At 70.1% G+C, this 22,052-nt stretch carries 29 protein-coding genes; 21 read left to right on the top strand and 8 right to left on the bottom strand.

The window, feature by feature from the left end:
* The first annotated feature begins 8 nt into the window (after window positions 1–8).
* On the top strand, window positions 9–1,178 hold the full coding sequence (locus ACIBJB_RS39485) for a DUF2786 domain-containing protein (RefSeq protein WP_398938375.1): 1,170 nt from the start codon (window positions 9–11) through the stop codon (window positions 1,176–1,178).
* On the opposite strand, the gene ACIBJB_RS39480 is transcribed toward ACIBJB_RS39485, so the two are convergent.
* The 4 genes from ACIBJB_RS39480 to rpmB all read right to left on the bottom strand — a co-directional run bounded on the left by ACIBJB_RS39480 (window position 1,150) and on the right by rpmB (window position 2,915).
* Entirely contained in the window at window positions 1,150–1,689 is a 540-nt protein-coding gene (locus ACIBJB_RS39480) for a DUF4232 domain-containing protein (protein ID WP_398938373.1), read from the bottom strand. The two genes, ACIBJB_RS39485 and ACIBJB_RS39480, sit on opposite strands and share 29 nt — an antisense overlap.
* Before the next feature lie 88 nt (window positions 1,690–1,777).
* Entirely contained in the window at window positions 1,778–2,293 is a 516-nt protein-coding gene (locus tag ACIBJB_RS39475; RefSeq protein WP_398938371.1) for a hypothetical protein, read from the bottom strand.
* A gap of 67 nt (window positions 2,294–2,360) precedes the next feature.
* Complete coding sequence (rpsN, locus tag ACIBJB_RS39470) at window positions 2,361–2,666, bottom strand: 30S ribosomal protein S14 (RefSeq protein WP_398938369.1); 306 nt, start codon at window positions 2,664–2,666, stop codon at window positions 2,361–2,363.
* Window positions 2,667–2,678: 12 nt separating this feature from the next.
* Entirely contained in the window at window positions 2,679–2,915 is a 237-nt protein-coding gene (gene rpmB, locus ACIBJB_RS39465; protein WP_398938367.1) for a 50S ribosomal protein L28, read from the bottom strand.
* A gap of 62 nt (window positions 2,916–2,977) precedes the next feature.
* Between rpmB and rpmG the strand changes: the two genes are divergently transcribed.
* The 8 genes from rpmG (at window position 2,978) to ACIBJB_RS39425 (ending at window position 6,480) form a co-directional block, all read left to right on the top strand.
* Window positions 2,978–3,142: a 50S ribosomal protein L33 gene (rpmG, locus tag ACIBJB_RS39460; protein ID WP_398938365.1), complete on the top strand. Its 165-nt coding sequence runs from the start codon at window positions 2,978–2,980 to the stop codon at window positions 3,140–3,142.
* Window positions 3,143–3,147: 5 nt separating this feature from the next.
* Window positions 3,148–3,405: a type B 50S ribosomal protein L31 gene (locus tag ACIBJB_RS39455; RefSeq protein WP_398938363.1), complete on the top strand. Its 258-nt coding sequence runs from the start codon at window positions 3,148–3,150 to the stop codon at window positions 3,403–3,405.
* Window positions 3,405–4,583, top strand: a complete 1,179-nt coding sequence (locus tag ACIBJB_RS39450) for a CobW family GTP-binding protein (RefSeq protein WP_398938360.1) — start codon at window positions 3,405–3,407, stop codon at window positions 4,581–4,583. Before ACIBJB_RS39455 ends, ACIBJB_RS39450 begins: the two co-directional genes overlap by 1 nt.
* The gene (rpsR, locus tag ACIBJB_RS39445; RefSeq protein ID WP_398938358.1) at window positions 4,583–4,816 is read left to right on the top strand and encodes a 30S ribosomal protein S18; all 234 of its coding nucleotides are present in this window, start codon (window positions 4,583–4,585) and stop codon (window positions 4,814–4,816) included. The genes ACIBJB_RS39450 and rpsR overlap by 1 nt, the downstream gene beginning before the upstream one ends.
* Before the next feature lie 64 nt (window positions 4,817–4,880).
* Entirely contained in the window at window positions 4,881–5,252 is a 372-nt protein-coding gene (locus tag ACIBJB_RS39440) for a VOC family protein (protein ID WP_057612401.1), read from the top strand.
* 10 nt (window positions 5,253–5,262) lie between these two features.
* Complete coding sequence (locus ACIBJB_RS39435) at window positions 5,263–5,631, top strand: ArsR/SmtB family transcription factor (RefSeq protein WP_398938355.1); 369 nt, start codon at window positions 5,263–5,265, stop codon at window positions 5,629–5,631.
* Window positions 5,628–6,089, top strand: coding sequence for an SRPBCC domain-containing protein (locus tag ACIBJB_RS39430; protein WP_398938353.1), 462 nt, complete (start codon window positions 5,628–5,630; stop codon window positions 6,087–6,089). The genes ACIBJB_RS39435 and ACIBJB_RS39430 overlap by 4 nt, the downstream gene beginning before the upstream one ends.
* A 148-nt stretch (window positions 6,090–6,237) precedes the next feature.
* Window positions 6,238–6,480, top strand: a complete 243-nt coding sequence (locus ACIBJB_RS39425) for a DUF397 domain-containing protein (RefSeq protein ID WP_176742548.1) — start codon at window positions 6,238–6,240, stop codon at window positions 6,478–6,480.
* A gap of 91 nt (window positions 6,481–6,571) precedes the next feature.
* Here the strand turns inward: ACIBJB_RS39425 and ACIBJB_RS39420 are convergent, their stop codons facing one another.
* Window positions 6,572–7,072 (bottom strand): ATP-binding protein, encoded by a 501-nt coding sequence (locus ACIBJB_RS39420; protein ID WP_398938351.1) that lies wholly within the window; start codon window positions 7,070–7,072, stop codon window positions 6,572–6,574.
* 365 nt (window positions 7,073–7,437) lie between these two features.
* Between ACIBJB_RS39420 and ACIBJB_RS39415 the strand changes: the two genes are divergently transcribed.
* The 7 genes from ACIBJB_RS39415 (at window position 7,438) to ACIBJB_RS39385 (ending at window position 13,552) form a co-directional block, all read left to right on the top strand.
* Window positions 7,438–8,262: a helix-turn-helix domain-containing protein gene (locus ACIBJB_RS39415; protein WP_398938478.1), complete on the top strand. Its 825-nt coding sequence runs from the start codon at window positions 7,438–7,440 to the stop codon at window positions 8,260–8,262.
* 140 nt (window positions 8,263–8,402) lie between these two features.
* Complete coding sequence (locus ACIBJB_RS39410) at window positions 8,403–9,863, top strand: aldehyde dehydrogenase family protein (RefSeq protein ID WP_398938349.1); 1,461 nt, start codon at window positions 8,403–8,405, stop codon at window positions 9,861–9,863.
* A gap of 104 nt (window positions 9,864–9,967) precedes the next feature.
* The gene (locus ACIBJB_RS39405; RefSeq protein WP_306978090.1) at window positions 9,968–10,609 is read left to right on the top strand and encodes a PadR family transcriptional regulator; all 642 of its coding nucleotides are present in this window, start codon (window positions 9,968–9,970) and stop codon (window positions 10,607–10,609) included.
* 82 nt (window positions 10,610–10,691) lie between these two features.
* A complete protein-coding gene (locus tag ACIBJB_RS39400; RefSeq protein WP_398938347.1) occupies window positions 10,692–11,645 on the top strand; it encodes an ATP-binding cassette domain-containing protein in 954 nt (317 codons plus the stop codon).
* A complete protein-coding gene (locus tag ACIBJB_RS39395) occupies window positions 11,642–12,403 on the top strand; it encodes an ABC transporter permease (RefSeq protein WP_398938345.1) in 762 nt (253 codons plus the stop codon). Before ACIBJB_RS39400 ends, ACIBJB_RS39395 begins: the two co-directional genes overlap by 4 nt.
* Window positions 12,404–12,447: 44 nt before the next feature.
* The gene (locus tag ACIBJB_RS39390) at window positions 12,448–12,624 is read left to right on the top strand and encodes a hypothetical protein (RefSeq protein WP_398938481.1); all 177 of its coding nucleotides are present in this window, start codon (window positions 12,448–12,450) and stop codon (window positions 12,622–12,624) included.
* Window positions 12,625–12,793: 169 nt separating this feature from the next.
* The gene (locus ACIBJB_RS39385; protein WP_398938344.1) at window positions 12,794–13,552 is read left to right on the top strand and encodes a MerR family transcriptional regulator; all 759 of its coding nucleotides are present in this window, start codon (window positions 12,794–12,796) and stop codon (window positions 13,550–13,552) included.
* Window positions 13,553–13,582: 30 nt separating this feature from the next.
* Here ACIBJB_RS39385 and ACIBJB_RS39380 read toward each other — a convergent pair whose 3' ends face one another.
* Window positions 13,583–13,948 (bottom strand): YbjQ family protein, encoded by a 366-nt coding sequence (locus ACIBJB_RS39380; protein ID WP_389102927.1) that lies wholly within the window; start codon window positions 13,946–13,948, stop codon window positions 13,583–13,585.
* 132 nt (window positions 13,949–14,080) lie between these two features.
* Here ACIBJB_RS39380 and ACIBJB_RS39375 point away from each other — a divergent pair, with 132 nt between their 5' ends.
* A complete protein-coding gene (locus ACIBJB_RS39375; protein ID WP_398938341.1) occupies window positions 14,081–14,953 on the top strand; it encodes a DedA family protein in 873 nt (290 codons plus the stop codon).
* Between the two features lie 19 nt (window positions 14,954–14,972).
* Here the strand turns inward: ACIBJB_RS39375 and ACIBJB_RS39370 are convergent, their stop codons facing one another.
* Both ACIBJB_RS39370 and ACIBJB_RS39365 read right to left on the bottom strand, forming a co-directional pair.
* A complete protein-coding gene (locus ACIBJB_RS39370) occupies window positions 14,973–16,640 on the bottom strand; it encodes a threonine/serine exporter ThrE family protein (RefSeq protein WP_398938339.1) in 1,668 nt (555 codons plus the stop codon).
* A gap of 101 nt (window positions 16,641–16,741) precedes the next feature.
* A complete protein-coding gene (locus ACIBJB_RS39365) occupies window positions 16,742–17,233 on the bottom strand; it encodes an inorganic diphosphatase (protein WP_059209164.1) in 492 nt (163 codons plus the stop codon).
* A gap of 124 nt (window positions 17,234–17,357) precedes the next feature.
* Between ACIBJB_RS39365 and dacB the strand changes: the two genes are divergently transcribed.
* The 4 genes from dacB (at window position 17,358) to hpt (ending at window position 22,002) form a co-directional block, all read left to right on the top strand.
* Window positions 17,358–18,950: a D-alanyl-D-alanine carboxypeptidase/D-alanyl-D-alanine-endopeptidase gene (gene dacB, locus ACIBJB_RS39360; protein WP_398938337.1), complete on the top strand. Its 1,593-nt coding sequence runs from the start codon at window positions 17,358–17,360 to the stop codon at window positions 18,948–18,950.
* Window positions 18,951–19,016: 66 nt separating this feature from the next.
* On the top strand, window positions 19,017–20,144 hold the full coding sequence (locus ACIBJB_RS39355; protein WP_266515601.1) for a zinc-dependent metalloprotease: 1,128 nt from the start codon (window positions 19,017–19,019) through the stop codon (window positions 20,142–20,144).
* A gap of 193 nt (window positions 20,145–20,337) precedes the next feature.
* Window positions 20,338–21,390: a tRNA lysidine(34) synthetase TilS gene (gene tilS / locus ACIBJB_RS39350; RefSeq protein ID WP_398938335.1), complete on the top strand. Its 1,053-nt coding sequence runs from the start codon at window positions 20,338–20,340 to the stop codon at window positions 21,388–21,390.
* Between the two features lie 72 nt (window positions 21,391–21,462).
* A complete protein-coding gene (gene hpt, locus ACIBJB_RS39345) occupies window positions 21,463–22,002 on the top strand; it encodes a hypoxanthine phosphoribosyltransferase (RefSeq protein WP_266518604.1) in 540 nt (179 codons plus the stop codon).
* Window positions 22,003–22,052: the final 50 nt, after the last annotated feature.

The raw sequence follows: 22,052 nt of genomic DNA, 5'->3' as shown, positions 1-22,052 counted from the left end.
ATCGCCCCGTGAGCAGCAGTGAGAGCAGCAGTAAGGGCGACAGCGCGAGCGACAGCCCGAGTGGCACCGTCGACCGCGCCTTCCGGGCCGCCCTCTATGCCGACGACGACACCGCTCTGGACACCGGCGCCTCCGTCCTCGCCGCCGATCCCGAGGCGGACGCCGAACTGGCCCGGCGTGGCACCGAGTTCGTGGCGCAGGCCTGGCGGCGTGGCTGGCAGCCCGCCGATGTCGTACGGATCGTGCGACGCGAACTGGACGACCCGCATGTACGCCTCGCCACGGCCCTGATCAGGGCGCAGGCCCCGGACGACCGCCCGCGCGGCCACCGCTGGGCCGCTCAGCTGGCCCAGCTGGAAGAGGCCGACGAGAACACCCCCCGCCCCGACCGCTTCACGCACGCCACCGCCGTACTCGAGCTGTACCGCCTGCTGCTGCGGCTGCCCGCGCTGGAACCGCTGGAGGAGCCCCGGCGGGCGCACGACGGCGACGACCGCATGCTGGGCCGTATCCGTGCCCTGCTCGCCAAGGCGGAAGCGACCGGCTACCCCGAGGAGGCGGAGGCCCTCACCGCCAAGGCGCAGGAGCTGATGGCCCGGCACAGCGTCGACGAGGCGCTGCTCGACGCCCGGGCGCCCGCGAAGGACGCCCCCGGTGCCTGCCGGATCGGGGTCGAGGCGCCGTACGAGCAGGCGAAGGCGGTGCTGCTCGACGCGGTCGCCACTGCCAACCACTGCCGGGCCGTGTGGAACGAACCGTTCGCCTTCTCCACGGTCGTCGGCTTCGAGGGCGACCTGGCGGCCGTCGAACTCCTGTACACCTCGCTACTCGTGCAGGCGCAGTCCGCGATGGCGAAGGCGGAAGCGGCCCAGCGTGCGGGCGGCCGGGCGCGTACAAAGACCTTCCGGCAGTCCTTCCTCGCGGCCTACGCCCACCGCGTCGGCGACCGCCTGCGCACCGCCGCCGAGGCCCCGGTGACCGACGACCTGCTGCCGGTCCTCGCCTCCCGCGAAGTCGCCGTCACCGACCGCTTGGACCGGATGTTCCCGCAGACCACCACGACCCGTCTGCGCGGTGTCAGCGACGAGGCGGGCTGGACGGAGGGCGCCCGGGCGGCCGACCGGGCGCAGGTCGGAAACCGGCCCCGGCTCAGTCCCCGACCGGGGAGAAGGCGCTGACCGAGGCGTTCGGGTCACCCGGGTTGTCGCTCCGGCCCTGGACGGGGCCGTAGGACCACTTGTAGCTCTTCGCGGTCCCGGATCCCGGCAGGGCGATGTTCAGCGTCTTCACGTCGAGGCTCGCCTTGGCGCCGGCCTCGCCGCGGGTGTACGTGAGGGTGAAGGTGGCGGCCGTGCCCTTGGCCAGGGTGAGCTTCGTGGACTTCGCGCCTTCCGCGGGCGAGAGGCTCGCCGACGAGTCCGTGGCGTTCAGGTCGATGCCGGGGAAGCCGTCCAGCGTGCACTCGGCGCTCTGGTTGGTGAGCGTGACGGGGATGTTGCCGGTGTCCCCGGCGGCGGGGGCCACGTTGGCGGGTCCGACCTCCACGTCCATGGCGCCGATCTTGCACGTGGTGCGGTTGCTCGGGCTCGCGGAGGCGCTGCCACCGCCGGAGACGGAGCTGTCGCTGGAGCAGCCGGTCAGGAGCAGGGCCGCGGCGAGGGCGGTGACGGCGAGGGGGGCGGCGCGCATGTGAAGTCCTCTGATGTGAGCGATCCGGTGCATGGATCATCACGCATGCCGGGACGCCACGGTTGCCCGCCCCCACCGACGCTTTCCGCTACGACCCCGAGGTCGTCGTCGGGAACCCGCTCGGCAGCTTGCCGCCGTCGGCCCGGGTGTAGGTCTCGGCGCCGATGCCGCCCTCCCAGTTCACCTTGAGGGTGTCCTTGCCGACCGACTGGACCGTCCCGTCCGCCCGGTCCTTGCTGCCGTCCGTGCACTTGAGGCGGATCTTGTCGGCACTCGCGGAGCCGCTGCACACCGTGCCGCCGGTGACGAAGAGCCCGGACTGGTCGCCGTTGACCAGCAGCACCACGGCCTTGCCGCCCGTGGTCGCCAGCCAGCTGCCCGTCACCTCGCCGGACGCGGACGAGGAGGACGTACCGCCGGTCCCGCCGGAAGCGGAGGCCGAGGCGGACGCCGACGGCGAGTCGGCCGTACTGGAGCTCGGCGACGGTTCGTCGTCCGAGCCTCCGCCGCTGCACGCGGTCAGGACGAGCGCGCCCACCAGTCCCGCGGCCGCGAGCCCGGCGCGCCGACGCGACGCAGTGCGCGAGATGATCGCCGTAGTCACCGGAGGCTCCAAGCTGTAGCGGTCGGCCGGACGGACCGCAGCAAGCTACCAGCACCACCCGTGAGTGTTACCAGGAGGATGTGCGGACACCTGGCAGATATCCCGCGTGGGCCTGTTCCCGCAGCCCCACCCGGGACAGCCCGAAGGCCCGGAAGTAGCCGCGCGGCCGCCCGTCCACCTGGTCGCGGTTGCGCACGCGCGTGGCACTCGCGTCCCGTGGCTGCCGTCGCAACTCCTCCTGTGCGGCCAGCCGTTCGGCGTCCGTGGAGGAGGGCCGGCGGAGGATCTCCTTCAGCTCGGCCCGCCGCTCGGCGTACCGCGCGACGGTCTCCTGGCGCTTCTCGTTCTTCGCGATCTTGCTCTTCTTCGCCATACCGGTCTCCCCTCAGATCCGCACACCGCGCGCACGGATCCGCGCCACGGCCGCCTCGACGCCGATCGTGTCGACGGTCTTGATGCCCTTCGTGCTCAGCCGCAGCCGCACATGCCGCCCCTCACCGGGCAGCCAGTAGCGCTTGGACTGGATGTTGGGGTCGAAGCGGCGCGAAGTGCGCCGGTGGGAGCGGGAGATGCGGTTGCCGAAGCCCGGCTGGGCTCCGGTCAGCATGCAGTGGGCGGACACGGGTGATGCACCTCTCTCGACGTGGATGTGTAAATGGAATTCATTTTCAGTAAGATAGCAGCATGGCACGCAACGAACTCCGCCCGGTCACCAAGCTCCGGTCCACCGCCGGGACCGGCTTCACCTATGTGACCCGCAAGAACCGCCGCAACGACCCGGACCGTATGACCCTGCGGAAGTACGACCCGGTCGTCGGCCGTCACGTCGACTTCCGAGAGGAGCGCTGATCCTCGTGCGCCAGGGAATCCACCCCGCCTACGGCCCCGTCGTCTTCCGCGACCGGGCCGCGAACTATGCCTTCCTGACCCGCTCGACTCTCTCGGCGACTGCGGGCGGGAAGACGGTCGACTGGGAGGACGGCCACACCTACCCGGTCGTCGACGTCGAGATCTCGAACGTCAGCCACCCCTTCTACACCGGCACGGCCCGGGTCCTGGACACCGCCGGCCGTGTGGAGCGCTTCGAGCGCCGGTACGGAAAGAAGGGCTGATGCTGTCCGTCGTGATCGTCGGCGGGCTGCACGCCGACGCCCGCAAGGCGGCCGTCGGGCAGCTGCTCGCCGACGTGCCGGGCAGTGTCGTCCTCCACCACGACCTGGCGACGGCCCCGGCCGGCACCGTCGTGCGGACGATCCGTGACACCACCGGCATCCTGTCCGCCGGCGAGACCCCCCTGGTCAACGACTGCGCGTGCTGCGCGCTCCGGGAGGACCTGGTCCCGGAGCTGCGCCGCCTGGACGCGGCCGGGACGCTCCGCCTCGCGGTCGTCGAGCTGTGGGACTCCGTCGAGCCCCAGGCGATGGCCGAGGTGGTCGCGGCCGGCGGTCTCACGGTCACCGGCGTGATCACCGCGGTCGACCCGGCACTCGTCCTGCCCTACCTGGGCAACGGCGACGACCTCGCCGAGCGCGGACTCGCCGCCGCGGCCACCGACCAGCGCACGGTCGCCGACACCTTCGCCCGCCAGCTGGAGTACGCCCCCGTCCTCGCCGTTCTCGACTCCCCGGAGGCCGACGAGGAGGACCGCGAGCTGCTCGCCCAGCTCCATCCGACGGCCCGCCGGGTCCCGATCGGGAGCGCCAGGACGACGGACCAGGCGGGCACCCGTTATCCCGTACGACAGTCCGCGCACTCTCCGCTGGCCCGGGCCGCCCTCGCCGGATTCGACGTGGAGTCCGCCGCGGCGGCCCAGCACCCCGCCTGCGCCCTGCTGCCCGCCGAGGCCGACGCGCACGGTGTGTCCACGCTCGTCTGGCACCGTCGTCGGCCCTTCCACCCGGAGCGGCTGTACGAGGCCCTGGAGGGCATCACCTGCGCGGCCGCACGCAGCCGGGGCCGGTTCTGGCTCGCCGACAAGCCGGACGTGCTGCTGCACTGGGACGCGGCCGGCGGTGCCCTGTGTGTGGAGAGCGTGGGCCCCTGGCTCGCCTCGCTGCCGGACGCGGCCTGGGAGATGGTCCCGCCGGTGCGCCGGGCGGCCGCCGCGATGGACTGGCACCCCGAGCACGGCGACTGCTGCCAGCACCTCGTCTTCACCTCGCCCGGTCTCGACCGCGACGGACTCGAACGGCTCCTGGAGTCCTGCCTGCTGACCGACGCCGAGTACTCCGCGGGGCGCGACGCCTGGAAACGGCTCCCGCCCGCCTTCGACACCCTCCTGGAGGTCTGATGCCTCGCAAGCCCGAGCGGGGGCCCGTCAAGAACCGGCCCAACCCGCTGGACGCGGCCAAGGTCACGTACATCGACTACAAGGACACCGACCTGCTGAGGAAGTTCATCTCCGACCGGGGCAAGATCCGCAGCCGCCGCGTCACCCGTGTGTCGGCCCAGCAACAGCGACTGCTCGCCCGCGCGATCAAGAACGCCCGCGAGATGGCACTGCTGCCCTACTCCACCAGGTGACGCCCTATAGGTAGGACTTTGCCTACGGTTGACTCGTAGGGAAAGCCCTACCTATTCTCTCTGCATGACCATCACCCACGCCTCCTTCGTCACGCTTCCCGTCTCCGACCAGGACCGCGCGCTGCGCTTCTACACCGACGTCCTCGGTCTGACCGTCACCGCCGACCGGGACCTGCCCCAGGGGCGCTGGCTCCAGGTCGCCCCCGAGGGCGCGCAGACCGTCTTCACGCTCTCCGGTCCGGGCATGGGCGGCTTCGAGCCCGGCTCGGCCCGGGGGATCATGTTGGTCACGACCGATGTCGACGCGGACTGTGCGCGGCTCACGGAGGCCGGGACCCCCGTTCAGGGACCCGACGAGCTCCCGTGGGGCCGCATGGCCTCCTTCACGGACCCCGACGGCAACGGTCTGATGCTGCTGACGGAGGCACACCAGTAGGAAGGCCGGCATGACCGCATCAGGGGCCGTCGAGGCCGGGACCACCGAGGCCGATGCCGACCGCGTCTTCGCCGCGCTGGCGAGCGCCGTGCGCCGCGAGGTGCTGCGGCTGCTGCGCGACGGCGGGCCGCAGCCGGTCCAGGCCCTGGCCGACCATTTCGACATGCGGCGACCGAGTCTGTCCGAACATCTGAGAGTGCTGCGGGAGGCGGGCCTCGTCACCGAGCAGCGCTCCGGCCGGCAGCGCATCTACCGGCTTGAGGCGGCCCCGCTCGCCGAGGTGCAGGACTGGCTCCATCCGTACGAGCGGTTCTGGCGCGGCCGGCTGAAGGACCTGGGCGCGCTGCTGGACCGTATGCCCGACGATGACGTGACATGAGCAACGCACCCGACGAGGACCTCACGGTCATCCGCGTCGACCAGTTCTTCCCGCACCCGCCGGCCAAGGTCTGGCGCGCCCTCACCGAGCCCGAACTGCTCGTGCAGTGGCAGATGCAGGGGGCGGAGGCGTTCCGGCTCGAGGTCGGACACCGGTACACCATGACCTCCGTCCCGCGGTCGAACTCGAACTTCTCCGGCACCGTCGAGGTGGAGGTTCTCGCGTTCGAGCCGCAGCGGATGCTGAGCCTCCGGTGGACCGACGCCGATCCGGCCAACTCCGCGGACTGGACCGTCACATGGAAGGTGGAACAGGAAGGGCGCGGAACGCGTCTCTTTCTAGTGCACGAGGGTTTCGATCCCGACGATCCCGCTCAGCCGATGGCCCGGACGATCATGGACGGGGGCTGGCGGACGCATGTGATGCGGGCTCTGGGGCACACGATGGAACGTATCTAGCGTCCCACACGTCACATCTGTAACCGCAGGAACACCCCTCGTGCACGTGCATCTGCTCATGCATCTGCACGTGAACAGAGCTATGATCCGGACCAGTTGACCGCTGCATCACTGGCCACAAGGCCACCGCACCACCGGGGAGCGACCTGTGGACCTCGACGTGTACAACGGCATGACGGCCACGGCTCTGCGCGGGGTGGCCTGGCAGAAGAGCCGGCACAGCAACTCGCAGGGTTCCTGCGTGGAGTTCGCGCGCCTGCCCGACGGAGGAGTTGCGGTTCGCAACTCCCGTTTCCCGGACGGCCCCGCGCTCGTCTACACGCGCGCGGAGATCGAGGCGATGCTCCTCGGCATCAAGGACGGCGAGTTCGACCACCTGATAGCGGGCTGATCCCCGGTCACCTGTGGGTGACCGGGGGTAACTGCGCCAGCGCACCGTGTAACGCGCGTAGAACCGTGGCCTCGTAAAAGGCCGCCAGGTATCACTCGGTGGAAGCCGCGGCCGGACCGGCGTGCGGCTGGAGCCGGAACAGCGCCCAGACCATCTTGCCGCTCAGAGTCCCCGCCATCGGATGCCAGCCCCAGCTGTCGCTGAAGGAGTCGACGAGGAACAGACCGCGCCCGGACTCCGCCGAGAAGTCGTCGGAGTCACGTGCGACCGGACTGTCCTGGCTGGGGTCGCGCACCGCGCACACCAGTCGCTCGGTCCACCGCATCAAGTGCAGCCGCACGGGCGGACTCTGCTCCCCGGTGTGCACGCCGTTCACCGGGACCGCGTGCCGCAGTGCGTTGGTGACCAGCTCGGAGACCACGAGACAGATGTCGTCGAAGTGGTCGCCCAGCTCCCACTGGTCGAGCGTTCTGCGGGTGAACCTGCGTGCGTCGCCCACCGCTTCGTAGCGGGCGGGCAGAGAACAGGCGGCGGCGTCGGACGCGGCCGCAGGATCCAGCGGCGGAAGGCCCTGCCGTAACGGCTCGAGCATGGTCGATCCATTCATCCCCATGCGAGGCACTCCCGGGAACTCGCGGTCGTTGCGATGCAGCGGTTGCGCGAGACCATGGTTTCGGATGAGCGATGCAGATGCAAGGTGCAGATGCACGTGCAGGTGACCGAATTGGGCCCACCCGTACCGCTTGTTGGCCATTTTTTCCGCCATCTTCTCCACTACTTCTTTCCTCTTCCTCCTCTCTACGCGTCTCGGCCCTGTGCAGAATCTTTGGCTTCTTTCCATATCTGTAATCGGACGAGTACTGCTCGGAGTGTTTTAGTGGCAGACTTCGGCCCCTGAAGACGTTGGGGAGGCTGGCGAACGTGAGCGCGGGAGAGCCCGGATCGGTGGTGCGGCGGATGCTGCTCGGCTCGCAACTCAGGCGACTGCGGGAAGCGCGGGGCATCTCGCGCGAGGCGGCGGGCTACTCGATCCGCGCGTCCGAGTCGAAGATCAGCCGGATGGAGTTGGGCCGGGTGAGCTTCAAGACGCGTGATGTGGAGGACCTGCTGACGCTCTACGGCATCACGGACGAGCAGGAGCGGAAATCGCTCCTGTCCCTCGCCCGCGAGGCCAACGTCGCGGGCTGGTGGCACAGTTACTCCGACGTCCTGCCGAGCTGGTTCCCCACCTATGTGGGCCTGGAGGGCGCCGCCTCCCTCATCCGCGCCTACGAAGTCCAGTTCATCCACGGCCTGTTGCAGACCGAAGCGTATGCACGTGCAGTCGTGCGGCGCGGAATGAAGGGCGCGAGCGAGGCGGACGTCGAGAAGCGCGTGGCGCTGCGCCTGGAGCGGCAGAAGTACCTCGCCGATGACAGCGGTCCCGAGTTCCATGTGGTGCTCGACGAGGCGTCCCTGCGCCGGCCGTACGGCGACCGCCAGGTGATGCGCGGACAGCTCCAGCACCTCATCGAGGTCTCCGAACGCCCCAACATCCGGCTGCAGATCATGCCGTTCGGCTTCGGCGGCCACTCCGGTGAGAGCGGCGCCTTCACGATCCTCAGCTTCACGGAGTCCGACCTGACGGACGTCGTCTACCTGGAGCAGCTCACCAGCGCGCTCTACCTTGACAAGCGCGAGGACGTCGCGCAGTACGAGAAGGCCCTGAAGGAACTCCAGCAGGACAGTCCGGGCCCGGACGAGAGCCGGGATCTGCTGCGCGGCCTCCTCCAACTGTCCTGACGAGCGGGATCTCCGCCCACACTCCCAGGGTTATCCCCAGAAGATTGCTCAGCGTGCCCAACTGGCGTGTCCCGCCAGTACGATGACGTGTGATCAGACCGTGACGTTGATCGTGTGTCTGCTAGTGATTTGGGGATCACATGTCGTCGTACTTCACCGACCTGGCCCAGCAGTACATCGACGGTGAGTGGCGCCCGGGTACGGGTTCCTGGGACATCATCGACTTCAACCCGTACGACGACGAGAAGCTGGCGTCGATCACGATAGCCACGGTCGACGAGGTCGACGAGGCGTACCGGGCCGCCGCCCGCGCGCAGAAGAAGTGGGCCGAGACCAACCCCTACGCCCGCCGTGCGGTGTTCGAGAAGGCGCTCCGGCTGATCGAGGAGCGCGAGGGGGAGATCGCCGAGGCGATCATCGCGGAGCTCGGCGGCACCCGTCTGAAGGCCGGCTTCGAACTCCACCTCGCCAAGGAGTTCCTGCGCGAGGCGATCAACCTGTCGCTGCGTCCCGAAGGCAAGATCATCCCCTCGCCGGTGGACGGCAAGGAGAACCGCGTCTACCGGGTGCCGGTCGGTGTCGTGGGCGTGATCAGCCCCTTCAACTTCCCCTTCCTGCTGTCGCTCAAGTCGGTCGCCCCCGCGCTCGCACTCGGCAACGCCGTCGTCCTCAAGCCGCACCAGAACACGCCGATCGTCGGCGGCTCCCTGGTCGCGAAGATCTTCGAGGACGCGGGGCTGCCCGGTGGTCTGCTCAACGTCGTCATCACCGACATCGCCGAGATCGGCGACGCCTTCCTCGAGCACCCGGTCCCGAAGGTCATCTCCTTCACCGGCTCCGACAAGGTCGGCCGCCACGTGGCCACCGTCTGCGCCTCGCACTTCAAGCGCTCGGTCCTCGAACTGGGCGGCAACAGCGCCCTGGTGGTCCTCGACGACGCCGACCTCGACTACGCGGTCGACGCCGCCGTCTTCAGCCGCTACGTCCACCAGGGCCAGGTCTGCATGGCCGCCAACCGCGTCCTCGTGGACCGGTCGGTCGCCGAGGAGTTCACGGAGAAGTTCGTCGCCAAGGTGCGGACGCTGAAGGCCGGCGACCCGCGCGACCCCGAGACGGTCATCGGCCCGGTCATCAACTCCTCGCAGGCGGACGCCATTTCGGGCGCCGTCGAGCAGGCGCTCGCCGAGGGCGCGACGGCCCTGGTGCACGGCAGCAGGACGGACAACCTGGTCGAGCCCTCCGTCCTGACGGACCTGCCCGCGAACTCGCCCCTCCTCAAGCAGGAGCTCTTCGGCCCGGTCGCCCTCCTCGTCACCTTCGACGGAGAGGAGGAGGCCGTCCGTCTGGTCAACGACACCCCGTACGGCCTCAGCGGCGCCGTCCACACCGAGAACATCGAGCGCGGTGTCGCCTTCGCCAAGCGGATCGACACCGGCATGTTCCACGTCAACGACGGCACCGTCCACGACGAGCCGATCGTCCCCTTCGGCGGCGAGAAGCACTCCGGCATCGGCCGCCTGAACGGCGACACCATGCTGGACTCCTTCACCACCACCAAGTGGATCTCGGTCCAGCACGGCCGGAGCGGCTTCCCGTTCTGAACCGGTTCGCTTTTCACGGGCCCTGGCGCGTCCTCTACCGCCTCGATCCGGAGACGCGCACGCTGGTGGCGTTCGCCGTGAAGTGAGGCCATAACCTGGACCGCATGTCAGCGATCCGTCTTCTCGTGCTCGGCGCGGTGCGCCAGCACGGGCGGGCCCACGGCTACCAGGTGCGCAACGACCTGGAGTACTGGGGCGCGCACGAGTGGTCCAACGCCAAGCCCGGTTCGATCTACCACGCCCTGAAGCAGATGGCGAAGCAAGGGCTGCTGATCGAGCACGAGACGGCGCCGTCCACCGCGGGCGGTCCGCCGCGCACGGAGTACGAGATCACCGAGGCCGGCACCGAGGAGTGCTTCAGGCTGGTGCGCGAGGCGCTGACCTCGTACGACCAGAAGATGGACGTCAAGTCGGCGGCGATCGGGTTCATCGTCGAACTGCCGCGCGCCGAGGCCGTGGCGCTGCTGAAGGAGCGGATCCGCGGGATCGAGGCGTGGCGTTCCTCCGTCACCGAGCACTACGTGCCCGAGGACGGTCCGGAGCAGCTCGGCCACATCGGCGAGATCATGAACCTCTGGATCCACACGGCCGACGCCGAGGCGGAGTGGACCCAGGGGCTCATCGCCCGTATCGAGGGCGGGGCGTACACGTTCGCGGGGGAGGGCGCCCCGTTCGTCGGTGTCCTCGCCGAGGGTGAGGAGAACCCGTACGCGACGGGGGAGCGGCACCCCGGGGACGCTCGCTAATCAAGTTTGACGAGTGTGGCCATCGGCGCTACTTTGAATGGGTAGTCAAGTTTGACTACAGCTGATCCTGGAGGGTGCCTCGATGACCGACGTGATCGTCGCGGAAGGCCTGCGGAAGCGGTACGGCGACCAGGCCGCCCTGGACGGGCTCGACCTGAGGGTCGCGCGCGGCAGCGTCCACGGCGTGCTCGGCCCCAACGGCGCGGGAAAGACCACCCTGGTCCGCGTCCTGTCCACCCTGTTGCGCCCGGACGAGGGCCGCGCCGAGGTGGCGGGCCACGACGTGGAGTGCGACGCCTATGACGTACGGCTGCGGATCGGCCTGCTCGGCCAGCACGCGGCCCTCGACGAGGAGCTCGGAGGCCGCCAGAACCTGGAGATGTTCGGCCGCCTCTACCACCTGAGCGCCCGCCACGCGCGCGTGCGCGCCGACGAACTCCTGGAGCGCTTCGGCCTGACCGACACCGGACGCAAGCCGGTCCGCGCCTACAGCGGCGGCATGCGGCGCCGCCTCGACCTGGCCGCTTCCCTCATCCGCGACCCGGAGGTGCTGTTCCTGGACGAACCCACGACCGGCCTCGATCCCCGCGGCCGCGCCGAGGTGTGGGCCGCGGTCCGCTCCCTGGTCGGCGGCGGTACGACGGTCCTGCTGACCACGCAGTACCTGGAGGAGGCCGACCAGCTCGCCGACCGCATCTCCCTCGTCGACCGGGGCCGGGTCGTCGCCGACGGCACGGCGGACGAGCTGAAGGCGCGAACCGGCGGCGACCGCATCGACGTGGTCCTGCGGGACGGCGGCCAACTGGGCGCGGCCGTCGCCCTGTTGCCTCTCGACGCGTCCGGGGTCTCGGTCGACCCCGACCGCCGGCTGCTCAGCGCCCCGGTCACCGACCGGATGGCGGCGCTCTCCGGTGTCGTACGGGCCCTGGAGGCGGCCGGAATCGAGGCGGAGGACGTGGTCCTGCGCCGGCCCACGCTGGACGAGGTGTTCCTGCACCTCACCGGTGACGACCACCGAGTGAAGGAGGCCGTGTGAGCACCTACGCGCTGACCGATTCCTGGACCATGACCCGGCGCGAACTCGCCCACTGGGCACGGCAGCCGGTGCGGGTCCTCGTCGGGCTGGTCTTCCCCGTGATGCTGCTGCTGATGTTCGGCTATCTCGTCGGCGGCGGCCGGGGCGTCGAGGGGGAGTACGTCGACTATCTGGTCCCGGGGATGCTCGCGCTGACCATGGCGTTCGGGCTGGAGGCGACCATGATCGCCGTCACCCAGGACCTCAACAAGGGCGTGATCGACCGCTTCCGGTCCATGCCGATGGCCAACGGGGCCGTTCTGGTGGGCCGTTCGGCCGCCGACATGCTCCAGTCCGTACTGAGCCTGGCCGCGATGATCGGCGTCGGGTACGCGATCGGCTGGCGGGTCCACGGAGGTGCCGGCGGACTTCTGGCGGCGGTGGGCCTGTTGCTGCTCTTCCGGTTCGCGATGCTCTGGATCGGCATCCAACTGGCGATGGTCGCCGGGAAGCCGGAGATGGTGCAGGCCGTGCAGATCCTGGTCTGGCCGGTCGGCTTCCTGTCCAACGCCTTCGCGACCCCGGACTCCATGCCCGGCTGGCTGGGCACGGTCGTCGACTGGAACCCGATGTCCCAGACGGCGACGGCGGTACGGGACCTGGTGGGCGGCTCCGGCGGCGAACCAGGACACGTAGGGGCCGCCGTCCTGTGGCCGCTGGCCCTGCTGACGGTGTTCTTCCCGCTGGCCCTACGGCGGTTCGCGCGCCTGAGCCGCTAGAGCCTCACCGGAGGATCGGCCCGGCCGCGCGGAGAGTGCTGCGGATGCTGGTCATGCTCACCGCGACCGGGGTGACAGTGGGTCTGGTGGTGTGGAAGGTGCCCGGGCACGCAGGTCCCGATCCGGCCACCACCGGTCTGGATACTCCCGTGCGCTGCTGTGAGCTGCACGTGCTGTGGCGCAACCTGCCGGACGCACTGGGATGGGCCGGTACTCGGTAGCGCGGGCCCGGGTCGCCGGGGCGGCGGATGCCTGCTGCGCGGTGTCCTGGGCCAGGGCTCACGATAAGCGGACAGAACAGACTGGACCCGGAGATGTTCCTGCCGGGCTTGCACCTCACGTGGCGTGAGGAGTCACCGTGGAGCGCGTACCGAGAAGGGAGCGGACGAAGTGAGCTACTCCGTGGGACAGGTCGCGGGCTTCGCCGGCGTCACCGTGCGCACGCTGCACCACTACGACGACATCGGCCTGCTCGTGCCCAGCGAGCGCAGCCACGCGGGCCACCGGCGCTACAGCGACGCCGACCTCGACCGGCTGCAGCAGATCCTGTTCTACCGCGAGCTCGGCTTCCCGCTCGACGAGGTCGCCGCCCTGCTCGACGACCCGGCCGCGGACCCGCGCGCGCATCTGCGCCGCCAGCACGAGCTGCTGACCGCCCGGATCGAGAAGCTGCAGAAGATGGCGGCGGCCGTGGAGCACGCCATGGAGGCACGCACGATGGGGATCAATCTCACGCCGGAGGAGAGGTTCGAGGTGTTCGGGGACAAGGACCCCGAGCAGTACGCCGAGGAGGCGGAACAGCGGTGGAGCGGCACGGAGATCTACGCCGAGTCGCAGCGCCGCGCGGCCCGCTACACCAAGGAGGACTGGAAGCGCATCACCGCCGCGGTGAACGACTGGGAGGAGCGCTACACGGCACTGATGGCCGCCGGTGAGCCCCCGACGGGCGAGCGCGCCATGGACATGGCCGAGGAACACCGTCGGCACATCAGCACGTGGTACTTCGAGTGCCCGTACGAGATGCACACGTGTCTCGCCGAGATGTACGTCTCCGACGAGCGTTTCAAGGCGTACTACGACTCGATGCACGAGGGACTGGCCGAGCACCTCAAGGACGCGATCCTCACCAACGCAGCCCGGCACAGCTAGTGACCGTCCTGGCCCGGGACCCCGTACGGGTCACTCCCGGGTCAGGACCACCGCCGTGCCGTAGGCGCACACCTCCGTGCCGACGTCCGCCGCCTCCGTCACATCGAAGCGGAACATCAGCACGGCGTTCGCCCCACGCGCGCGTGCCTGCTCGACGAGCCGCTCCATGGCCTGGTTGCGGGTCTGCACCAGCGTCTTCGTGAGCCCTTTGAGCTCGCCGCCGATCATCGACTTCAGCCCCGCACCGATCTGGCTGCCGAGGTGCCGGGAGCGCACGGTCAACCCGAACACCTCGCCCAGGACTTCCTGGACCCGGTGGCCGGGTACGTCGTTCGTCGTCACCACGAGCACGTCGGGCTGGGGCCCCTGGCCACCGCCGTATTCGTCAATACCCATGGCTCACAGCTTTGCCCCGGAGAGAGCACAGTGCATCCTGGGGAGCCGGATGGAACCTGGGCCACCACGGCTGCGTTGATACGTTTGGGCAGCCAGTCCCAGCCCGCACCCACACGCAGGAGCCACAATCCCGTGACCACGCTCGCGCTCGGCCCCGAGTGGCTCAGCCCCGACTATCTGATCGAGACGTTCAGCCTGCCAGGCATCCTCCTGATCGTCTTCGCCGAGTCGGGCCTCTTCGCGTTCCTGCCGGGTGACTCCCTGCTGTTCACGGCGGGCCTGTTCGTGGCCGAGGGGAACTTCATCAGCCAGCCCCTGTGGCTGGTCTGCGCGCTCATCGTGCTGGCCGCCGTCCTCGGCGACCAGGTCGGCTACATGATCGGCAAGTTCTTCGGGCCGAGGCTCTTCAGCCGCCCCAACTCCAAGCTCTTCAAGCAGGAGAACCTGGAGAAGGCCCACGAGTTCATGGAGAAGTTCGGCCCCAAGGCCATCGTCCTGGCCCGCTTCGTCCCGATCGTGCGCACCTTCGCCCCCATCGTGGCCGGCGCCGGCCGGATGAAGTACCGCACCTTCCTGACGTACAACCTGATCGGCGGCGTGGCCTGGGGCACGGGCGTCACCCTCGCCGGCTACTGGCTCGGCCAGATCGACGCCATCAAGAAGAACGTCGAGGCCATCCTCGTCCTGATCGTCCTGGTCTCGGTGGTCCCGATCGCCATCGAGTACCTCCGGGAGCGCGGAAAGAAGAAGCGGGCGGCGGCCCAGGCCCCGCCCCAGCAGCCGTACCAGCCCATGGACGACGCGACGACCCAGCTCCGCCGCATCCCGTCGGACGACCAGCAGCAGCCCCCTCAGCCCCCTCAGCAGCAGAACGGCTACGACCAGTACTACGGCCAGCAGCAGCCGCAGCAGCAGCCGTATGCCCAGCAGTACCCGCAGAACTACGGCAACCAGCAGTACGGCGGGCAGAACCAGCAGAACCCCTACAACGACCAGGGGTACTGAGCTCTGCCGGGGGCGCGGGTCAGAACCCCCGCGTCCTCTTGGCGGCCCGCCGCTTCCCCGCGGAACCGACCCTCAGGAACAACCGGGAGATCTCGGAGCCCAGGTTGACCCCGATGGCGATGGCCATGGCGAGCGCCGCCGCCTTGGACAGCGACACCAATCCTTCGTCGACCTTGTTCCCGGCGATCGACAACAACCCGAAGTACGTGGCGGAACCCGGCAGCAGGGGCCCGATCGCCGCTGTCGTGTACGGCAGCGCGGACGCGAACCGGTACCGGGACAGCAACTGCCCGAACAGACCGACGAGCCCCGCCGCGACGGCCGTGGAGGCGACCGGGGAGAACTCGCCGGTGTAGCGCATCGCGCCGTAGACACACCAGGCCACACCGCCGTTCAACGTGACGGCCAGCACGGTGGATCGTTCCTGCTGCAGCAGCACGGCGAAGGTCAGGGACAGCAGCATCGACGCCGCGATCTGCCACAGCGGCCGCGAGTCCGTCGACAGCGCCTCGTCGGGATTGAGATGCGCCCCGAGCTGCACGCCGACGTAGAGCATCACCAGCACGCCGACCACGATGCCCACGAAGAAGTACATGACCTCGAGGAGCCGGGCCGACGCGGTGATGTAGAAGCCGGTCAGCCCGTCCTGGACGCCCGCCACCAGCGCCCGCCCGGGCAGCAGCGCGAACAGCCCACCGGTGATGACCGCGGACGCCTTCACGTCCACGTGGGCCAGCGTCAGCGCGATCCCGATCGCGGCGGGCGGCATCGCGGCGACCGTGAACTGATAGAACTCCGGCAGCCCGCGCCCCGCGCACAGCCACGCCAGCCGGTCGCCGAGCATCGCGCCCAGCATGGCCGCGACGAACACGAGCAGGTCACCGCCGACCAGCACGGAGGCCGCCCCCGCGAGCAGCCCGCTCGCCGAGGTGAGCACCCAGGTCGGATAGGGGTGCCGGTTGCGGCGGATCTCCGCGAGCCGCCGGTAGGCCTCCTCCAGGGAGATGGCCGTCTCGGGGTCGCTGAGGTCGTCCACGAGCTGGAACACGGCCGCCAGGCGCGTGTAGTCGGTGCCGCGCCGTCGTACGGTCCTGGAGGCCGTCACGGGATCGTCCACGAGCGACGGCTGGTAGGTGATCGACAGCAGGGTGAAGGTGACGTTCGGCTCGCAGCGGTCCAGGCCGTAGGACCGGCAGACGGCGAACATCGCCGCCTCCACGTCCTCCGCGCCCTCACCGCCCGCGAGCAGCAACTCGCCGATACGCAGGGTCAGGTCGAGCACGCGCGGGACGGCCGGACCGGCGTCGTCCTCGGACTTGTGCACCGGCTCCGGCGCGGGCCGCTCGGCCACCGGCATCCGCAACATCGTGCGCATCCGGTCCTGCCAGGGCACGTCCTTGGTGAGGCTGACCACCGGAATGCCGGTCGGCGGGGTGAACGCGGGTGGCGCGTCCTTCGCGCTGTAGGTGCGGGGCGCGGTGAACGCCGACCCCTCGGGTTCCGCGGCCGGCTGCTGCGGGACGTCCAGCCCCTTCGGCAGCGCGAACTCGGACGTGGTCTCCGGCTCGCCGCCGACGGTTCTGGGCATGGCGAGCCCGTCGGGAACGGCGAACTCGGACGTGATCTCGGAGTCGTAGAAACTCCTCGCCTCGTCCGACTGCGGCTTGCGGTGCTCCGCCTCCGTCACTCCGTAACGCTCCCTGAACGACACATTCCGTAGGCCTCAGTATGCGCGGGCACACTGACGGGCCGCACGCGTGCGCGTGCGGCCCGTCAGAAGTACAGGGCTCAGTGGCCGCCCGAGTCCTTGAAGCGCTTGTAGGACCGCTCGATCTCGGCCTCGGCGTCGACGCGGCCGACCCAGTCGGCGCCCTCGACGGACTTGCCGGGCTCCAGGTCCTTGTAGACCTCAAAGAAGTGCTGGATCTCCAGGCGGTCGAACTCGGAGACGTGGTGGATGTCGCGCAGGTGCTCCACCCGCGGGTCCGTCGCCGGGACGCACAGCAGCTTGTCGTCACCGCCGGCCTCGTCCGTCATGCGGAACATGCCGATCGCACGGCACTTGATGAGGCAGCCCGGGAACGTCGGCTCGTCAAGAATGACCAGCGCGTCCAGCGGGTCGCCGTCCTCGCCGAGGGTGTTCTCGACGAAGCCGTAGTCGGTCGGGTAGGCGGTCGAGGTGAAGAGTCGACGGTCCAGGCGGATCCGACCGGTCTCGTGGTCCACCTCGTACTTGTTCCGCGAACCCTTCGGGATCTCGATCGTGACGTCGAACTCCACCGGTGGCTCCTCCATGATCAACACATAGTTCTGGTGGTTAAGTGTCCCTCACGCTGGTGTGTGATCGCGAAAGGGGCTGTTGGTCGTGCCTGAACTGAGGCCTTGGCGGACTGCGAGACCGCATGTGACGCGGTTCGCGAACGCCGTACGACCGCGTCTGGCACGCGCCGCGGGCGCCGTACGTCCAGGACTGACCCGGGCCAAGGACGCCGTACAGCCGTATCTCCTACGGACCGTCGCCGCCGTGAAACCGCAGGTCACACGGCTTGCACGGATTCCTCGCCCGGAAGCCGTCAGGACCTGGCAGTACACCGCGGGCGCCGCCACCGCCGGTCTGGCGCTGGCCGCCACCGTGGCGACCGCCGCCGGTCCGTGGGACTCCTCGGGTCAGCGTACGGCCGAGCGGGACCGGGCGGTCGCCCTCGAGCGGACGGGTGGCACAGATCACGGAGGTGCTTCCGGTACGACGGCCGCCGGGCCGCGCCCCGCTCCGAGCGCCCCGTCCGTGCTCACCGCACTGGGCGGCGGGGCCAACACGGTGAAGTCCGCCCCGACCGGCCAAGCGCTTGCCACGGTCCTCGGCCCGCTCCTCGGCAACACCGCACTCGGCACCCGCCACACGGCGGCCGTCGTGGACGTCGCCACCGGCAAGCGGCTCTACGGCGCCGGTGCCGGCACGGCGCTGACCCCGGCCTCCACCACGAAGATCGCCACCGCCGTCGCCGCTCTGTCCGCCCTCGGCGACGACCACCGCATCGTCACGCGCGCGGCCCTGGAGGCCGACACCAAGGAGCTCGTCCTCGTCGGCGGCGGCGACCCCACGCTCACCGCCCGCGCGGACGCCGGGGGCTGGGCGAGCCTGCGCGAACTGGCCGACGAGACCGCCACGGCCCTGAAGAAGCGGGGCATCACGACGGTCACGCTGTCCTACGACAAGACCCTCTACGCGGGCTCCGAGATCCACCCGATCGGGGTCAACGACAACCTCGCCCCCGTCAGCGCCCTGATGGTGGACGAGGCCCGCACCGACGACACGGCCAGTGGACCGGCGCCGCGCACGACGGACCCGGCGGCGGACGCGACCCGCACGTTCGCCCGGTTCCTGTCGGACCACGGCATCAGGACCACGTCACCCGGCCCCTCCAAGGCGACCGGCCGCGCCGAGAACCTCGCCGAGGTCCTCTCGCCGCCCCTGTCCGCCCTGGTCGAACGCATGCTGACCAACAGCGACAACGACATCGCCGAGGCCCTCGCCCGCCAGACCGCCGTGGCGGACGGGCAGCGCGCCGACTTCGCGGGCGGCGGCAGGGCGATCCGTGCCCAGCTGAAGAAACTCGGACTCCCGCTCGCCGGCGCCGCCTTCCACGACGGCAGCGGACTCGACCGCGCCGACCGGCTCACCGCGGACCTGCTGACGTCCCTGCTGGTGAAGGCGGGCGACCCGGCCCACCCGAACCTGCGACCCGTCCTCACCGGCCTCCCGGTGGCCGGCTTCACCGGCACCCTGACCAGCCGTTACACGGACGGCGCGGCAGGTGTCGTACGAGCGAAGACGGGCACCCTGACCGGGGTGAACACCCTGGCCGGGACGGTCGTGGACCGGGACGGCCAACTGCTGGCCTTCGCGTTCCTGACCTCGGACACGACGGACCCGGGAGCGGCGCAGAGCGCGCTGGACCGCACCGCCTCGGCGCTGGCGGCCTGCGGCTGCGGCTGACCCGGCGACCGCCTCGCCCTGCCGCGCGGCCTGCCCCAAGTGGGACCGCTCACGTACGGTTGACGCATGACGAGCATCGGTGGTGCCGAGATGGTCGACTGGAATCTCGCGGTGGCGACCGCGACCCGGCTCGTGCGGCCGGGCCCCGACGTGAGCCGCGACGAGGCCCGGGCCGTCGTCGCGGAACTGCGCCGGCACGCCAAGGCCTCGGAGGAACACGTCCGCGGCTTCACCCGGATGGGGACGGAAGGCGTCCACGACACTCCCGTACTCGTCGTCGACCGGCCCGGCTGGGTCCGGGCGAACGTCGCCGGGTTCAGGGAGATCCTCAAACCGCTCCTGGAGAAGATGCAGGAACGGCGCGGCAACACCCCCGGCGGCGCGGTCCTCGGGGCCGTCGGCGGCAAGGTGACGGGCGTCGAGCTCGGGATGCTCCTGTCGTTCCTGTCCTCCCGCGTCCTCGGCCAGTACGAGACCTTCGCCCCGGCCACCCGCGAACTCCCGGCCGGGGAGAACGGCGGCGGCCGGCTCCTGCTGGTCGCCCCGAACATCGTGCACGTGGAGCGCGAACTCGACGTCCAGCCCCACGACTTCCGCCTCTGGGTGTGCCTTCACGAGGAGACGCACCGCACGCAGTTCACGGCCGTGCCCTGGTTGCGTGACCATCTGGAGGGCGAAATCCAGTCGTTCCTCGGGGAGACCGAGGTCGACCCCATGACCGTCCTGGAGCGCATCCGGGAGGCCGCCCAGTCGCTGGCCGGCGGGCGTCCCGAGGGCGAGGAGGACGACGACGGCGGACGCTCCCTCGTGGAGATCGTGCAGACGCCGGCCCAGCGGGAGATCCTCGGCCGCCTCACCGCCGTGATGTCCCTCCTGGAGGGCCACGCCGACTTCGTCATGGACGGAGTGGGGCCGGCCGTCGTGCCGAGCGTCGCCGAGATCCGCGAGAAGTTCCAGCAGCGGCGGGCCAAGGGCGCCTCCCGCCTGGACATGGCCCTGCGCAAGCTGCTCGGTCTGGACGCCAAACTGCGGCAGTACCGCGACGGCGAACGCTTCGTGCGGGCCGTCGTCGACCAGGTCGGCATGGACGGCTTCAACCGCGTGTGGACCTCCCCCAACACGCTCCCGACCAAAACGGAGATCGCCAAACCGGCGGACTGGGTCGCGCGGGTGCACCGCAAGGCCGAGTCGTGAACCGTGTACGGACGTCGTGAGAGGAATCCGGCCGACGGCAGGCGAACGCCCCTTCAATCACCCGTCCGAGGGACCGTGAGCGGGGGGTAGGCGTGCAATGCTCGGGGAACGCCCCGGTTCTGTCACCATCTACACACTCTGAGTGACCGAATCTCGGGCTCACCCCCCGAAAACTTCATGAAGGGAACCGGACATGGGTCCCCATCCTGCGGTCGCGGCGATACGCCTGGCGGTCCGCCGCGTCCTCCACGACATCCTCAACGACCATCACGCCTCTGACGCCCATCATGCTTCTGCCGGGCAGAGCCCGCACGAGCGCCCGCCGTCGCCGCTCGTACTCGTCGCCTGCTCCGGCGGCGCCGACTCCATGGCCCTCGCCTCCGCCCTCGCCTTCGAGGCTCCCAGGCTCGGCATCCGCGCCGGCGGCGTCACCGTCGACCACGGCCTCCAGCCCGGCTCCGACCTGCGCGCCGAGGAAGTCGCCCTCAGGCTGCGCGAACTCGGCCTGGACCCCGTCGAGTCCACCGCCGTGACCGTCGGCCGCGAAGGCGGTCCCGAGGCCGCCGCGCGCGACGCCCGCTACGCCGCCCTCGACGCCGCGGCCGAACGCCACGGCGCCGCCGCCGTCCTGCTCGGCCACACCCGCGACGATCAGGCCGAAACCGTCCTGCTCGGCCTCGCCCGCGGCTCCGGCACCCGCTCCCTGTCCGGCATGGCAGCTGTTTCCGGGGGCCCGGGGGCCGCCCGCCGTTATCGCCGGCCCTTCCTCGAACTCGACCGGCAGATCGCCCGCAAGGCCTGCATGGTCCAGTCCCTGCCCGTCTGGGACGACCCGCACAACACCGACCCCGCCTACACGCGCTCCCGGCTGCGCCACGAAGGCCTGCCCGCCCTGGAGAAGGCGCTCGGCAAAGGAGTCGTCGAGGCCCTTGCCCGTACGGCCCAGCTCTCCCGCGACGACGCCGACGCCCTCGACGCCTGGGCCCGCCAGGCCGAGGCCTCCGTACGCGACGCCGCCGGACTCCTGGAGTGCGCCAAGCTCTACGCCCTGCCGCCCGCCGTGCGCCGCCGCGTCCTGCGCCGGGCGGCGATCGAGGCAGGCGCCCCGGCCGGTTCGCTCTTCGCCCGTCACATCGAGGAAGTCGACCGTCTGATCACCGGCTGGCGCGGCCAGGGAGCCATCAATCTCCCGGGCAAGGTCGTCGCCCGGCGGCAGGGTGGCAGACTGGTGATTCGGCAAGGCTGAACCCTTTGCTCCCTCGGGGAGTGACGGACGGCTCGTGGGACGACCGAAAGTGATGCGGTGGACGCGAAAGACATGGGTGCCGACCTCAAAGAGGTACTCATCACCAAGGAAGAGATCGACGCGAAGCTCGTGGAGCTCGCCGCGAAGATCGACGCGGAGTACGCGGGCAAGGACCTGCTGATCGTCGGCGTCCTCAAGGGCGCGGTGATGGTCATGGCGGACCTCGCGCGGGCGCTGTCCACCCCTGTCACCATGGACTGGATGGCCGTGTCGTCCTACGGCGCGGGCACCCAGTCCTCCGGCGTGGTGCGGATCCTCAAGGACCTCGACACCGACATCAAGGGCAAGCACGTCCTGATCGTCGAGGACATCATCGACTCCGGTCTGACGCTGTCCTGGCTGCTGTCCAACCTGGGCTCCCGCGAGCCGGAGTCGCTCAAGGTGTGCACCCTGCTGCGCAAGCCGGACGCCGCCAAGGTCGCCATCGACGTCGAGTGGGTCGGCTTCGACATCCCCAACGAGTTCGTCGTCGGATACGGTCTCGACTACGCCGAGAAGTACCGCAACCTCCCGTTCGTCGGTACGCTCGCGCCCCACGTCTACGGCGGCTGAGCCAGACGGTTCAAGCCCTGTAGGACGATCGGGAACCCCAGCGGGTTTCG

Origin of the sequence: Streptomyces sp. NPDC050759, assembly GCF_044456945.1 — a bacterium.
Lineage (GTDB): Bacteria > Actinomycetota > Actinomycetes > Streptomycetales > Streptomycetaceae > Streptomyces.
The sequence above is the reverse complement of the archived record's forward strand: the minus strand, read 5'-3'. Positions and strand labels throughout refer to the sequence as shown.

What these genes read in the sequence shown, in the direction of transcription:
- rpmG (WP_398938365.1), top strand. Translation starts at nt 2,978, where the DNA reads ATGGCACGCAACGAACTCCGCCCGGTCACCAAGCTCCGGTCCACCGCC.
- rpsN (WP_398938369.1), bottom strand. Translation starts at nt 2,666, where the DNA reads ATGGCGAAGAAGAGCAAGATCGCGAAGAACGAGAAGCGCCAGGAGACC.
- ACIBJB_RS39410 (WP_398938349.1), top strand. Translation starts at nt 8,403, where the DNA reads ATGTCGTCGTACTTCACCGACCTGGCCCAGCAGTACATCGACGGTGAG.
- tilS (WP_398938335.1), top strand. Translation starts at nt 20,338, where the DNA reads ATGGGTCCCCATCCTGCGGTCGCGGCGATACGCCTGGCGGTCCGCCGC.
- ACIBJB_RS39430 (WP_398938353.1), top strand. Translation starts at nt 5,628, where the DNA reads ATGAGCAACGCACCCGACGAGGACCTCACGGTCATCCGCGTCGACCAG.
- ACIBJB_RS39480 (WP_398938373.1), bottom strand. Translation starts at nt 1,689, where the DNA reads ATGCGCGCCGCCCCCCTCGCCGTCACCGCCCTCGCCGCGGCCCTGCTC.
- ACIBJB_RS39415 (WP_398938478.1), top strand. Translation starts at nt 7,438, where the DNA reads ATGCTGCTCGGCTCGCAACTCAGGCGACTGCGGGAAGCGCGGGGCATC.
- ACIBJB_RS39440 (WP_057612401.1), top strand. Translation starts at nt 4,881, where the DNA reads ATGACCATCACCCACGCCTCCTTCGTCACGCTTCCCGTCTCCGACCAG.
- hpt (WP_266518604.1), top strand. Translation starts at nt 21,463, where the DNA reads ATGGGTGCCGACCTCAAAGAGGTACTCATCACCAAGGAAGAGATCGAC.
- ACIBJB_RS39420 (WP_398938351.1), bottom strand. Translation starts at nt 7,072, where the DNA reads ATGCTCGAGCCGTTACGGCAGGGCCTTCCGCCGCTGGATCCTGCGGCC.
- ACIBJB_RS39390 (WP_398938481.1), top strand. Translation starts at nt 12,448, where the DNA reads ATGCTGGTCATGCTCACCGCGACCGGGGTGACAGTGGGTCTGGTGGTG.
- ACIBJB_RS39435 (WP_398938355.1), top strand. Translation starts at nt 5,263, where the DNA reads ATGACCGCATCAGGGGCCGTCGAGGCCGGGACCACCGAGGCCGATGCC.
- ACIBJB_RS39450 (WP_398938360.1), top strand. Translation starts at nt 3,405, where the DNA reads ATGCTGTCCGTCGTGATCGTCGGCGGGCTGCACGCCGACGCCCGCAAG.
- ACIBJB_RS39405 (WP_306978090.1), top strand. Translation starts at nt 9,968, where the DNA reads ATGTCAGCGATCCGTCTTCTCGTGCTCGGCGCGGTGCGCCAGCACGGG.
- ACIBJB_RS39355 (WP_266515601.1), top strand. Translation starts at nt 19,017, where the DNA reads ATGACGAGCATCGGTGGTGCCGAGATGGTCGACTGGAATCTCGCGGTG.
- rpsR (WP_398938358.1), top strand. Translation starts at nt 4,583, where the DNA reads ATGCCTCGCAAGCCCGAGCGGGGGCCCGTCAAGAACCGGCCCAACCCG.
- ACIBJB_RS39400 (WP_398938347.1), top strand. Translation starts at nt 10,692, where the DNA reads ATGACCGACGTGATCGTCGCGGAAGGCCTGCGGAAGCGGTACGGCGAC.
- ACIBJB_RS39380 (WP_389102927.1), bottom strand. Translation starts at nt 13,948, where the DNA reads ATGGGTATTGACGAATACGGCGGTGGCCAGGGGCCCCAGCCCGACGTG.